Genomic DNA, 13,464 nt, shown 5'->3' with positions numbered 1-13,464 from the left:
ACAGTTTAAAGGCCAGGCTGTAGTCCCGCTGTGTTCGCTTGATCCCTGATTCCAATTGACTCTCCTTCCAGGGGCGGGAAAAGTGTCAACCCATTTCAGGACGGGTCATAGCAAACAAAAAAGCCTGGCACGCATGCCAGGCTTTTTTGTTTAAACGCGCCGCGCAAGCAGTAACTCAAGACCCCGCGCGAAACTCGATGCGCCGATTTCTCGCCCGCCCGTCGTTCGTATCGTTCGATGCGATGGGCTGATCCGGGCCGACGCCGGTCGTGGTCATCTGCTGGGGCGGAATGCCCCTGGCGACCAGATAACCCTTCACCGCATCCGCACGCGCCTGGCTCAGCGCGATATTCGACGTGCGATTGCCTGAGTTGTCGGTATGGCCGATGATCGCCACCGTCCTGGTCGTCATCTTCTGCAGCACTGCGGCCATCTGATCGAGAATCGCGCGGCCTTGCGGCGTGAGCGTCGCGCTGCCGGTTTCGAACTCGATCGTGCGATTCGCCAGGGTTTGATCGAGCAGGCCCTGTTCGGATGCGCTCACGCGCAGGCCGTTCCTGATCGTGTAGGTCGGATTCAGCGCGTTCGCCATATCGCTCGCGAGTTGCTGGCGCTGCGATTCGTTATGCACTTCGCCTTTCACGTCGATCTGGGTGCCGTCGATCTTCAACTGGCCTTTGCTGATCTGCTTCAGCTGCGGGCCGATCAGCTTTTGCACGTTCGCGGACCAGTTCGGCGGCGTCGCCACGTCGGCGACTTCGATCTGATCGACCACGTTGGCCGCGCCGTAGGTGTCGCGCAGCTTCGCCAGTACAGCCGCCCTGGTTGCTTCATCCGGCACCTTGCCGCCGACCACCACCTGGCCCGGCGTCGCATTGGCAGGCGCCGGCGCCGCGCTGATCGCTCCGGTGCCCGCGCCCGTCGAACCGCTGGCCGCGGCAAGACCAGGCGTTGCGTTGCCCGACGACGCCGAAGCCTGCGCCGGCAAAATCGTCGTGCGAATCGCAATGCCGCTGTTGTCGACCGGCGTGACGCGCGCCGGGCCGTCGTTGTCGGCATGGGCGAGGGCGCTGATCAGAAGCCCCGCCAGCAGCGTGGCGATGCGCGTGGAGTTGCTCAGCATCGTGTCACGCTCCCGTGAATGCTTCGCGGAACGTGTCGATGCTGACGCGCAGCGACAGTTGCGGTTGGTCGAGGTAACTGACGAGCTTGCTGATGCCATGGTCGTTTTGTGCGTGTTCGTCGATCCACTCGGGATCGTCGATATCGATGTTGTGCGCCGCGTACGCCTGCGGATCGACCACGCTGTGCAGCGTTTTGGCCGACGCGCCGTTAAAGCCGATGATGAGCCGTTCGCGCTCCGCAATCGTGCCGATGAAAATCGCCAGTTCGAAATCCGCCTGCGACACGAACGGTGCGATCAGTTCGAGCCAGAACGCGGCCACCAGGCTGCGGTAGAACGGATCGTTCGGCAGCGGCAGCGTCAGCCCGCGTTCGAGATGCGACGAGCCGCTTTGCATCACCGGGCGCAGCAGCGAACCGAGCGCCAGCATCGCGCCGCGCAGCCGCACCGGATGACCGCTCGCGAGCAGCATCTGTTCGAGGCCGGCGAGCGTCTGGTGCTCGACGAAATCGTTGAAGGTGCCGTCGTGCGGATTGCCGGGGCCACCACCGATTTCGATCGGCACCTGCGTTTCGCCGAGCGCCTGCAAGGCGCCGGCCGGCTCGCTGGTGCCGAGCAACGGCTTCATTTGCGACGCGACGCGCGACCACAGGCGCGCGAACGCCAGCGGACTGCGCGCGAGGAACGTCAGCGGTTTTTCGACTTCCAGGGCGGTCGCGGCAAGAAACGGAAAGCGCCGCGACGACTGATCGTGACTCGCCACCATATGACCGGCAATCGCCAGCTTGCTGCGCGAACCGAGGAACGCGAAGTGCATCGGCCTGGCGTTTTCGTAGACGATCTTCCAGCGCGGATCGTCGGTGAGCAATTCCATTGCTTCGGCGATCCAGCGGTCGAGCGTCGCCAGCAATTGCGGGTTATGCACGCTCTTTACAAAGTCGCCGCGCGACGGAATCTTGCCGAAGAAGGCGATTTGCGCCTGCACGGTTTGCGTCATTGCGCACCCCCTGTGTTCGAAACCGCGGCGGCGGTCGTGGCCGGCCGTGCCGCTTGCGAAGCCGGCGCGGTGGCGGGCGAAGCGCCCGTTGCACCCGTGGCCACTGCATTCACCGAATTACCCGCCGCGCTCACATCCGCCACCGACGACGGCAGCCGCAAGCCGCGCAGGCTCTGTTGTTGTGGCGCATCGCTGCTGCCGCCCGATGCCTGCGACGTGCTGATGATGCGCATGCTGACCGCCACCGTCACGTTGCCTTGCGTCCACGACAGATCGAAGGTGCCGTCCGGACGGCGCTTGCGCTGCGCCGAGTTGATCAGCTTCTCCAGACCGTAACGGCCCGGCTCGTTGACCATTTGCAGCGTGCGGCCGTCGAAAGTGGTGGCGCTCAGCGTCGCGCCCGGCGAACCCGACGGATTCGGCCACACGAAGTTGGTCCACTGCGGCGGCGTGTTGCGGTAACGCAGCTGCTGGCCGTCGATCGCGAGCGTGTATTCCGTCGTGCCGCTGCTCGGCTGCGGCAGGATCTGGAACACGGTTTGCGGCTCGGACGAGCTTTGTGCCGACGCGCTCGCCGCTCCGCCAGCAAGCGGCGCCACCCAGCGCGCGAAGCCGCTGGTGAAGTCAGGCGTCAGCGCGAGACCCATATCGCCCCACGTGCGAGCAGTGAGCGTGTCGCCGCGGCGTACCGCGAGCGGCCCGAGCGTGGTGCCGACGAACTTCGCGATCGCGCCGTCCGGCCCGAACACCTGGGCGATTTCGCCGGCGCCGGCTTCGACCTTCGCATCGCCCGAGAACGGATACTTGTTCGCCAGCGACCCCTGGAAGGTCTGATAGACCTGCGCATTCCACACCTTGTTGACTTCGACGCTGGCCGGCTGGATCACCACTGCATACGCTGCCATCAGCGGACGCACCAGCAGCGGGCGCAGCGCCTTGCGTTGCGAATCGGTGAGGCCGGTGAGCATCTGCTCGTCGACGTATTTCAACGAATCGGCCAGCTCGGACCCGCTGCCGTCGAGCGTCTGCTGCATCAGCTGACGCGCGCCCGGTCCCGGATCGCCCTGGTTCTTGATCACGTTAAAGCGCGTGCGCACCTTCGAGAGCGTGTCCATGTAGCCCTTGAGCATCGAACCGTTGTCGCCGGTGACGACGATGCGGCCCAGCGCCGAGAACTCCTGGCCGATCGGGCCCATCGGCATTTCGACAGGATTGCCGTTGATGTCGATGTTGGCGTTGATCTGGCCGGTCGGCGCGCGCGAGAACCATTGCTTGAACCAGCTGGTGACGCCGGTTTGCGCGCGCTTCAGGCCCGCGTTGAAGAGCGACGGGTTATCCCACGAGGTCTGGTCGTACGCGGTTTCGAGCACCTTGCGGATCGGCGAATCCTGCGGGTCGCCGAGACGGTTCATCGCATCCACTGCCTGACCGAAGCTGCCGAAGCTCTGCACGGCAATGCCTTGCATGAACTTTTGCCAGTGCATCGCGTATTCGGTCTTGTACATCGTCACGAGCGCTTTCTGGATTTGCTCGGGACTGCCTTCCAAAGTCAGATCGTCGTGCGCGGACGTGTTGAGCACCCAGTCCTTCGCCTGCAGCTCCTTGGTGGCGGCATCGCGAATCGCCGGCTGCACGTACTGGAACCACGCTTCACGCGTGAAGGTGCCGGGGATCGCGTAGCTGCCCGCCACCAGCGCCGTATTGTTTTCGCCGACGATGCGCGCGATGGTCATCGGCGCGAAACGGGTCGACGCACGCGCCTTGATTTCCTCATAGACGCGCTGACGGGCCGGCATGCCGCGCACCACGCGGCGCAGATTCTCACGCGTCTGATCGACGAGGCCGAGGTTCTGGTCGATCATCGGCCAGTCGTTGTCGGATACGCGCGACAGGTAGAAGGTGATCATGCGCTCGGCGCTGCGGATCATCTCGTCGCGGGGCATGTTGCCGCGATTGGTTTCGAGCCAGCCGCGCCAGAAGCGGGCGACCTGATCGGTCAGGTGAGCCGTTTCGACGTGGCGCTTGTCGCTCAGCATCAGGTAGGTCTTGAGCGCGTTGTAGGCGTCTTCGACATTGGTCGGCGACGCATCGCTGTACAGGCCGCCCTGGCTGTTGGCCGCCATCGCCGTATGCGCCGACACGGGAATCGCTCCCGCATCCGGCGTACGGTTCATCGGCGCGAGCTGATCGGGATGCGCGTTGACGTCCTTCAGGAACGACGCGAGATTCTGCGAGACCGGATCGAGCAGGATCTGGCGAACGCCGTTGTAATACTCGGTAAGCAGGTGCTGCTCGAGACGGTCGCCCTGATACAGCCCGAGCGACACCGCAAGCGGCTTGTCGCGGCGGAACTGCTCGAGCTGGTCGATACGGTCTTCGAGAATGTCCATGGCCTGCAGGCGCGATTGCAGATCGTTGCGGTTCTGTTGCAGGCGCACCACGTTGTCGAGGTCGGCCTTCACGTTGTCGGCGAGCTGCTGGTTGCCGATCGTCGACCATGTCCAGCCGCCGAGCGCCAGCGCAAGCACCGCGACGAAGCCGAAGAACGTCGCATAGCGCATGCGCGTCTTGGCCGGACTGGCGAATTGCTTGACCGTCTGACGGTCGGCAAAGATCACCTTGGAGAACAGATCACGCAGGAAGAAGCCGTTCTTCGAGAACGCGCTATGCGGCTTGGGCAGGTTGTCGGCACCCAGGCCGAAGCGATTGGCGATGCGGGTGGCCGCGGCGCTGTTGGTTTCACCTTCCTGCAATGCGCTAGTGAAGTAGAAGCCGCGGAAAATCGGCTTGTACTGGAACGGGTTGTTTTCGAACAGCGTGGCGAGGAATGCGCGCAAGGCGGGCTTGATCGTCGAAAATTCGAGCGGGAAGCTCAGTTGACCCGGCGAAAGCTTGTTGCCGCGGTTGATCGACATCTGCGCGACGCTGATTTCTTTCAGACCGTCATACAGTTCTTCAAAATGCTCGTCGAACAGTCCCACGACGTCGCGCTTCTCGTCCGGCTCGTAGGGCAGGGTGGCGCCCCACACTCGGTCGTATTCGTGGCGGTCGCTGCCGCTGAAGAATTCGGTGAAGCCGGTAATCAGGTCGGCCTTGGTGAACATCACGTACACCGGCGCGAATACTTCGAGCTTCTCGGTGAGTTCCTGCACGCGCTGACGCAGATTCTTCGCGAGGTTGATCGCGAACTCGGGCTTGCTGCTGGTCAGTTCCGCAATGCTCGCCGTGACGATGATGCCGTTGATCGGCGCCTTCGGCCGGAAGCGCTTGAGCAGGCCGAGGAAGCCGAGCCACTCGGTGCGGTCTTCTTCATGCACGGAATAGCGGCCGGCGGTGTCGAGCAGAATGCCTTCGGTCGTGAAGAACCAGTCGCAATTGCGCGTACCGCCAATGCCGTGAATCACCGCGTTGTTCTTGTCGGCGAAGGGGAATTGCAAGCCCGAGTTCAGCACGGCGCTGCTCTTGCCCGCGGCCGGGTTGCCGATCACGATGTACCAGGGCAGTTCGTAAAGCGCCGAGCCGCCCGACACCTGGCCGATTTTCGAGGTCTTGATGGTCTTCACCGCGTCGACGAGGCGCGTGCGCAGCACGTCGAGTTCGGCCTGGCGCGCGGGTGTCGGCGCAGGGCCGGTTTCGGTCTGCTTTTCGGCCTGCTGTTCGAGCATTTCGCCGAGCTTGTTATTCGCGCGCCGCGCGCGCAGCCGGCGCACCAGCCAGACCAGCAGCCAGAGCGCGATCACCGCGCCGAGGATGATGGCGGGCCACATCAGGTCGATCTGCAAGGTATCGGCGCCGATGAACAATACGGCAGCGAGCGCGAGCAAGCCGATGATCGAGAGCGTGCGGGGGTGAGTCAACACGTTGAGAATACGTCGCATAAGCCGTTCAGGTCTTGGTGATATGTGTTGTGGCGCGTGGAATGACTAACAGCGTGGCGCGGGCATCGGCAAAGCGGGGCGGCGCGGCGAGTGCGGCGAGGGCGGCGAGGGCGGCGCGTTTGGATCGGCCGGTGCGCCGCGCGGCCCGCATGCTCGAGACGCAGCCTTGGGCAAGCGTCAGGGCGGCGGGCGTCAGATTGCGTAAAAGCTTGAACAGAGGTTCGCTGCGTTTGAAATGAAACGAAAGCATATTCAGGCGAAAGTGAATGTAAGTTTGACCAGTCGGGAATGGACGGCCTCGCCGGTGACCATTGCACCGATGCCGTTATGCGCACGGCATTGCCGCTTTTCGCCAGAAAAATTGATTGAACGCCCCATTGCCAACCTCTTTATTGCCCGCTTCGCCTTAATGACCGCGTCCCAGCACGAAGCCGGGTTTGTGATATTCAACGTGCCCGAGATCCATCATTTTCCAGCGACCACCCCAGGTCAGACCGACCTGTTCAGCCGTCTGCCCGTATAACTGATAGCCTCGCATGGCCCAGGGATCTTTTTCTGAAATGACGAGCTTGCCGTCGCGCAAAAACGCATTGTCAGCGGCAAGACCGTATTGGTGATAGCTCTGAAACGCTGCGGCATTGGTGACGTTGCCCCCCATTTGCGCCAGCCGGTTTTGCCGCTCCGGACTGCGATAACCTTCCAGCAATGCCATTTCATACCCATATTGCTCGTGCATGATTTTGTAGGCGAGCAATAAACGCGTCCTGAAGTCGGCGTCGAGCAAATTCCAGTCGCGGCTCGCATCTTTTAGCGCGGGCCGGATCTGCTCGACTTCCTGCGTCGCAAATACCTCGGGCGGCAGCGGCGGCGGGGGCACGAGCTGTTCGCCATTCAATAACGCAGCAATTTTCTCGTCAGGTACCCGCGCAGTGTCATCGAATTGGAATAATTGCCGGCCGCGTAATGCCAATGCCACCAATGGCGGCGTCGCAAGAATACCTGCGGTGGTAAAAATCAGCAAGCGCCGCTTCGCCAGTAAATTTTGCATATCGATCACAGTCGATTGCGAAATTTTTGCCGAGCGTGCTAATTGGCCGCGAGCGCGCGATGCACCTCGCGATGCCCGGCGCATAACACGACCATGAATATCGAGCGCAGCGCCTAATAAAGAGGCGCGTACCGCCGGCAATAGCAGCATTGCGGCGATCACAACGGCAATGGCGAAATAGGCAACAAGTACAACGGCAATCAAAGGCGACCCCGGAAATTGGAAACAATTGTATTTTGTAATGCTTGCTCTTAGAATCAGGCCTGCTCGGAGACGAGCCGGAACGGTATTATCACGGCGAAATAATCCAGGATTCAATGAGACAGTGAATGAGTGCGCCGGAAAGTTCGAATTCCAAAGCCCCGCCTAGCCTGTTATCCGATAGGGCTAAAGGCGCTGATGGCAATGGTTCGCGGATTCTCGCGAACCTCGAAGGCCGCGTCACGCCGCCTGCGGATAAACCACGCCGGTCAAAAACCCCGCTCGCGCTGGTCGCCTTGCTGGTGACCGCTGCCGGTGGCTGGGGCGCGTGGCATATGCAACAGCGCACGCAGACCGAAGCGGTGGCGTCGGCCACGCCGAACAACGCCGAGAAAGTTGTCGAGCCGGCCTCCGCTGCGGGCGGCGCGCCACAGGTCACCGCGAAAGCTGCGGCGCCGGCTGCCGCGTCATCGCAAGCGGCCACGATCATCGCCGACGACAACGACAGCAAGGCCGCTGCAGCGTCCGCTGCTGCTCCCGCGAACGGCGACGACAGCCGCTTGTCGCGTGCGCTCGCCGCTGGCGCGGAGCCGAGCAACGCGTCCACACCAGTTGCGTCAGCACCGGCCGCATCGGCTGTAGCCGTACCGTCGGCGAAGCATGGCAAGAATACGACTGCCGTGGCCGGCAATTCGAAGCATGAGACCGCGGCGGCCCAAGGCAAGAAGGACAGTGCGACCGCAAACGCGAGCAACCGTCACGCGAGCGCACCGACCGCAGTTGCGCAGACCAGGAAGCCGCGCGCGTCGAAGAGCGGTAATGAATCGAAAGATGATTCGGATGCCGATCTGTTGGCGGCGCTGGTGGCGCGAACCAAGCCGGCCGACGCGAAAGCGGCCGGCGGCAATGCCGCTACCAAGGTGAGTGCATCCGCTACCCCAGCCAACGCAAAGCTGGCCGAGCGGGTGAAGGAGTGCGGTCAACGCGGTTTCTTCGAAGACCAGTTGTGCCGCTGGCGCGTATGCGACGGTCATTGGGGCAAAGACCCCGCATGCCCGGGCGCGTCGGCGCAGGCACGCCAACCCTGATATCCCGCAATACGCGTCTTGGTGACGCACTACCGCATCAGGCGCGTCGCTGAATTGATTCAGGTCAATCCAGCGACGTGCTCTGTCTGGCGGCAGTGCATAGCCGCAACGGCTTTCCCGAGCTCGCGGCTCATTTCTGGTGAAGCCGGATGCGCGTGTCATTCGACGCGCATCCGTTCCACCAGAAAATCGAGCAGCGCGCGCACACGCGCAGGTAGGTGGCCGCCCTGGCCGAGATAGAGCGCGTTGACCGGTTCGCTGTCGCCTGGATTGAATGCTTCGAGCAGCGGCACGAGGCGGCCGGCGGCCAGATCTTCACGCACCTGAAAAACAGCGAGCCGCGCGAGTCCCACACCGGCCAGCACAAGTTGGCGTAGCGTCTCACCGTCGCTGACCTGCGCGTTGCCTTCGACCGGCACGTCGATCCTGTGCTGTTCGCCGTCAAGTAACGGCCAGCCGGTTGTCGCCCTTGCGAAGCCAAAGCCGAGCCGGTTATGCGTGGCCAGATCGGCCGGAGTCTGCGGCGTGCCATGGCGCGCCAGATAGGACGGCGCGCCGACAATCGCCATTTTTGCGTCGCCCAGCTTGCGCGCCACCAGTTGCGAATCCTTCAGCGGACCGCTGCGAAGCGCGATATCGGTGCGCTGTTCCAGCAGGTCGACCACCTGGTCGGTCAACACGATATCGAGTGTGATGTCGGGATGCGCTTCGAGAAACGCCGGCACCAGCGGCAGCAGATAGTGCCGTCCAAGCGGCACGTTCGCATGCACACGCAGGCGGCCGCGGGGCGTCGCGCCTGTGGCCGCGCCGCGCTCGGTTTCGTCGAGTTCGGCGAGCACGCGCACACCGCGTTCGTAGAACACGCAGCCTTCGGGCGTGAGTTGCAGATTGCGCGTCGAACGGTTCACGAGGCGTGCGCCCAGCCGGGCTTCGAGCCGCGCCACCAGTTTGCTGACCGCGGACGGCGTCATCCCCAGCGCGCGCGCCGCTGCCGAGAAGCCGCCCAGTTCGACCGCACGCACGAACACTTCGAGTTCGCCGGAACGGTTCACATCCAAACGTGCCATCGTGAGTTCAATTCACAGGTGATATGCCACCGGGCAGTCTACCGAAAGCGCTGTCGCGCCGATATCTTTCAGTTACCGCACGGCACGGGCCGTCGCAGCGAAATGCTTTATCGGGAACCTGGCAATGAACGCAACGAAGAAAGTCGCTTTGGTGGTGGGCGCACAGGGCGTGATAGGCCGCAATCTGGTCGATCATCTGGCGACACTCGACAATTGGGAGGTCATTGGCCTCGCACGGCGCGGCGGCACAGCAACGCAACGGGTGCAATACATCGCAGTCGATCTGCTCGATCCTGCTGACAGTCGAGCCAGGTTGCACGCGCTCGATCGTGTCACGCAGGTGTTCTACGCCGCTTACCAGGACCGCCCGAGCTGGTCTGAGCTTGTGCCGCCGAATCTGGCGATGCTGGTCAACGTGATCGACGCGATCGAGCCGGTCGCGGCTGGCTTGCAGCACGTGAGCCTGATGCAGGGTTACAAGGTGTACGGCGGTCATCTCGGCCCGTTCAAGACGCCGGCGCGCGAAGACGATGCGCACTTCATGCCGCCCGAATTCATGTTCGACCAGCAGACGTTTCTCGAGTCGCGGCAACAGGGCAAGCGCTGGAGCTGGTCGGCGATCCGGCCTTCGGTGGTGGGCGGCTTCGCGCTTGGCAATCCGATGAATCTAGCGGTGGCGATCGCCGTGTATGCATCGATGTCGAAAGAGCTCGGCTTGCCGTTGCGCTTTCCCGGCAAACCCGGCGCGTATGACAAGCTGCTCGAAATGACCGACGCCGGTTTGCTTGCGCGCGCAACCGTGTGGGCCGCGACCGAGCCGCGCGCCGCGAATCAGGCGTTCAATATCAACAACGGCGATCTGTTCCGGTGGAACGACCTGTGGCCGAAGATCGCCCGTTATTTCGAACTCGATGTGGCGCCGCCGCTGCCGATGTCGCTCGATACGGTCATGGCCGACAAAGAGCCCTTGTGGAATACGATCGTCACGAAACACGGCTTGCAGGCGGTGCCGTATCGGGACGTCTCATCCTGGCGATTTGCCGATTTCGTTTTCTCGTGGGATTACGACATGTTCGGCGATGGCTCGAAAGCCCACCGCTTCGGTTTTCATGAATTTATCGATACTGAAGCGATGTTTATCGGCATTTTCGATGATCTCAGACGCAGGAAGCTGATTCCATGAGTTACGCATTAAACATGACGATTTTATTTGGTTAGATTTACGTCTATGATGGGCTCCTTATTCCCGTGGCATGGCGGTATAAAAAGGAGACATCAGTGAAGCGAATGTTTGTGGCATTGACCTGTGTGGCAAGCGTGGCGGCCATCTCGGCGCTTTCCGCATGTGCTGGAAACAATCTCAATGCGCCAGCCGATCCACCTAAAGTCATTATCGATAGCGACTACAACACACTGAGCGACGACGGCCAACTCGGCGTAATGGCTGCGCAATTGCAGACGCAGGGATCGCTGAAAGTACTCGGTATTACGGTGGTATCCGGCAATCAATGGCTGAAGCAGGGCGTAGCCGACGCATTGAAATCGGTCGAACGGCTTGGTGTCGAAAATCAGATCGGCGTGTATGCGGGCGCCAATTACGCGCTATCGCACGACTTCGCCACCATCCAGGCCGAACTGAAGCAATTCCCCGGCGGCGACGGCTATCTCGGCGCATGGAATAAACCGGAGCCGAAATCGGACAGCGACCTGGTTGCACCGCCGGACGGCTTCGCCACTCACACTAAAGTGCAGAGCAGGAGCGCGGTTGATTTCATCGTCGATTCGGTCAAGCAGTACCCCGGCGAGGTGACGATTCTGGCCATTGGCCCGTTGACCAACATCGCGCTCGCCACGCGCCAGCATCCCGAGATCGTGCCGTTGATCAAGCAGATCGTCTACATGGGTGGCGCGATCGATGTGCCCGGCAACACGACGCCGACTGCCGAATTCAATTGGTGGTTCGATCCGGAAGCGGCCAAAACGGTGTTGCGTTTGCCGATCAAACAGGTCGTGGTTCCGCTCGACGTCACGGATACGGTGAAGATGGACAAGACGCTGTACGACCGTGTTGCGCACGATCCCACGAAGCAGACCATCATCACGCAGCTGTTCAAGACTTTGAACGGCTATGGTTTCGACGGCAAGAACGGTTTCGAAACCAATCCGAACTACACGACGAACATCTGGGACACGCTGACGCTGGCATACCTGATGCATCCGTCGTTTGCCACGCAGACGGTGGATGAATGGGTGGATGTGGATATGAGCTTCGGCGCGAGTGACGGCAAGTCAACGGGTTATGCCAGTTCGCCGCCGGCGGGTTTGCAGAAGATGACGATCGTCAAACGCTTCGACAATCCGAGCTTTTTCAATTTCTATGCCGATCTGTTGACGCGGCCGGTGCCGGTCACCTTGCCGAACTAACGTACGCGTTTGCAGCGGACCTGCATCGAGCCCGCCTCAGGCGGGATGCAGGCCGCGCAACAACTGGCGGACGCGCGAGAGGTCCTGATCGACGTGTTCGGCTTGCTCGAAGCGTTCTGCGAGCCAGTCGACGAAGGCCCGCACGCGTGGCGATACGCGGCGGTTCTTCACATACGCGACCGAGACCGGCATCGGCACGGGTTTCCATTGCGGCAGCACTTCGCGCAACTGTCCCGAATCGAGGTAGGGCTGCGCGGCGATTCGCGCGGGTTGTATCAGACCCAGGCCTTGCAGACCGCAGGTCAGATAGGCCTGCTCGTCGCTGACTTTGACGAAGCCCTTCACCTTCACGCTTTGCGCTTCGCCATCCACTTCGAAGTCGAAGTCCACCTCGCGGCCGGTGTATGGCGACATGCAATTGACCGCGACGTGCCCGTTCAAGTCGCTGAGATTCACCGGTGTGCCGTGACGCGCCAGATAGGCGGGACTGGCGCATGTCACGTGCTCGAGGGTTCCGAGCTGCCGCGCGACCAGGTTTGAATCCGGCAATTCGCCTAGCTGGATACTGCAATCGACTGCTTCGGCTATTAGATCCACCGCGCGGTTGCTGATGCCGATGGCGAGGTCCAGATTAGGGAAGCGCGCGTGGAAGTCCTCCAGCGCGGGCAGGACGATGGTGCTTGCCACGGCGCCTGGCATTTCAATGCGCAGGCGGCCGGTCAGGTTGTCCGTGGCGTGACGCAGGCTCGCTTCCATTTCGTCGATGTCGGCGAGGATTTGCGCACAGCGTTCGTAGTAGGCGGCGCCTTCGGCGGTGACGCTCAGGCGCCGCGTCGTGCGGGCCAATAAGGCAGTGCCCAGGAGTGCTTCCAGGTTCTGAACGATCGTTGTCGCTGTCGCGCGGGGGAGGTTGAGCGATTCCGCCGCGCGGGTGAAGCTGTTTGTATCCACGATTCGGATGAATGTTCGCATTGCGGTTATTCTGTCAATCATGGTTTTGCTCCAATCGGGTTTGGTTTTTTTTGCCTTTGGCGGCGGCATTTGTCTGTGCTTTTTTTGGTGTTGCTATTCCTTGTTCTGTCTTTCTTGGCCTTTCTTTTTCTATTGGTTTATTAGCGTTGCCCCTGTGCGGGGCAGCACCTACTTTTCTTTGTCCCCCAAGGGGACTTCCTTCGGGGCGCCGGCCGCAAAGAAAAGTAGGCAAAAGAAAGCGGCTTCAAACCGCAAGTACTAAGCGGGCACCCCTGTAATCAACGGGGAGTGGAGGCCACCTGATCGGTGACATCGCACATTCAGCCCTGGTGACAAGGCAGTCATCCACCCCTTCTCGAGCTACGCACTCGCCGGAACGGTACTTCATCAAACCACCCACTACGTTCTGACGCCTGTGCCTCACCAGGTGTGTCGACTCGCTCTTTCACGCGTGAGCGTGTCGCCGGGGCGAAGCCGATAGCCCCCGCTCACGCCAAAACGAAGTGGGCGGTGTGGGATGGACCTTGCCGGCGAGCACGCAGTGCGAGAAGGGGTGGATGACTGCCTTGTCACGAACGGTGGTGGACCACGGTGTGGTCCGCAAGGTTTCCACTACCGGTGGTTGACCGGGGTGCCCGCTTAAGAATTGGCGGTGTAAAGCCGCTT

10 protein-coding genes are annotated in these 13,464 nt (G+C 61.8%); 3 read left to right on the top strand and 7 right to left on the bottom strand.

Going from position 1 to position 13,464, the window contains the following annotated elements:
• Positions 1-175: 175 nt before the first annotated feature.
• From AC3WLT_RS24930 to AC3WLT_RS24910, 5 genes are all read right to left on the bottom strand, one after another.
• Complete coding sequence (locus AC3WLT_RS24930) at positions 176-1,123, bottom strand: OmpA family protein (protein ID WP_492594348.1); 948 nt, start codon at positions 1,121-1,123, stop codon at positions 176-178.
• A gap of 4 nt (positions 1,124-1,127) precedes the next feature.
• Positions 1,128-2,120: a type VI secretion system-associated protein TagF gene (gene tagF / locus AC3WLT_RS24925; protein ID WP_492594347.1), complete on the bottom strand. Its 993-nt coding sequence runs from the start codon at positions 2,118-2,120 to the stop codon at positions 1,128-1,130.
• A complete protein-coding gene (tssM, locus tag AC3WLT_RS24920; RefSeq protein WP_492594346.1) occupies positions 2,117-5,998 on the bottom strand; it encodes a type VI secretion system membrane subunit TssM in 3,882 nt (1,293 codons plus the stop codon). The genes tagF and tssM overlap by 4 nt, the downstream gene beginning before the upstream one ends.
• A gap of 7 nt (positions 5,999-6,005) precedes the next feature.
• Positions 6,006-6,248 (bottom strand): hypothetical protein, encoded by a 243-nt coding sequence (locus AC3WLT_RS24915; protein WP_492594345.1) that lies wholly within the window; start codon positions 6,246-6,248, stop codon positions 6,006-6,008.
• Between the two features lie 156 nt (positions 6,249-6,404).
• Positions 6,405-7,250: a M15 family metallopeptidase gene (locus AC3WLT_RS24910; RefSeq protein WP_492594344.1), complete on the bottom strand. Its 846-nt coding sequence runs from the start codon at positions 7,248-7,250 to the stop codon at positions 6,405-6,407.
• 125 nt (positions 7,251-7,375) lie between these two features.
• Between AC3WLT_RS24910 and AC3WLT_RS24905 the strand changes: the two genes are divergently transcribed.
• Positions 7,376-8,335, top strand: coding sequence for a hypothetical protein (locus AC3WLT_RS24905; protein ID WP_492594343.1), 960 nt, complete (start codon positions 7,376-7,378; stop codon positions 8,333-8,335).
• A gap of 158 nt (positions 8,336-8,493) precedes the next feature.
• Here the strand turns inward: AC3WLT_RS24905 and AC3WLT_RS24900 are convergent, their stop codons facing one another.
• Positions 8,494-9,402 carry a LysR family transcriptional regulator gene (locus tag AC3WLT_RS24900; RefSeq protein WP_492594342.1) on the bottom strand — a complete coding sequence of 303 codons (909 nt, stop codon included), beginning with the start codon at positions 9,400-9,402 and terminating at the stop codon, positions 8,494-8,496.
• Positions 9,403-9,526: 124 nt separating this feature from the next.
• Here AC3WLT_RS24900 and AC3WLT_RS24895 point away from each other — a divergent pair, with 124 nt between their 5' ends.
• Together AC3WLT_RS24895 and AC3WLT_RS24890 are read left to right on the top strand one after the other, a co-directional pair.
• The gene (locus tag AC3WLT_RS24895; protein ID WP_492594341.1) at positions 9,527-10,585 is read left to right on the top strand and encodes an SDR family oxidoreductase; all 1,059 of its coding nucleotides are present in this window, start codon (positions 9,527-9,529) and stop codon (positions 10,583-10,585) included.
• 95 nt (positions 10,586-10,680) lie between these two features.
• Complete coding sequence (locus tag AC3WLT_RS24890) at positions 10,681-11,826, top strand: nucleoside hydrolase (protein WP_492594340.1); 1,146 nt, start codon at positions 10,681-10,683, stop codon at positions 11,824-11,826.
• A gap of 36 nt (positions 11,827-11,862) precedes the next feature.
• Here AC3WLT_RS24890 and AC3WLT_RS24885 read toward each other — a convergent pair whose 3' ends face one another.
• A complete protein-coding gene (locus AC3WLT_RS24885) occupies positions 11,863-12,819 on the bottom strand; it encodes a LysR family transcriptional regulator (RefSeq protein WP_492594339.1) in 957 nt (318 codons plus the stop codon).
• Positions 12,820-13,464: the final 645 nt, after the last annotated feature.

The sequence above is a fragment of the Paraburkholderia sp. FW306-2-2C-D06C genome (assembly GCF_058781505.1).
The sequence above is the reverse complement of the archived record's forward strand: the minus strand, read 5'-3'. Positions and strand labels throughout refer to the sequence as shown.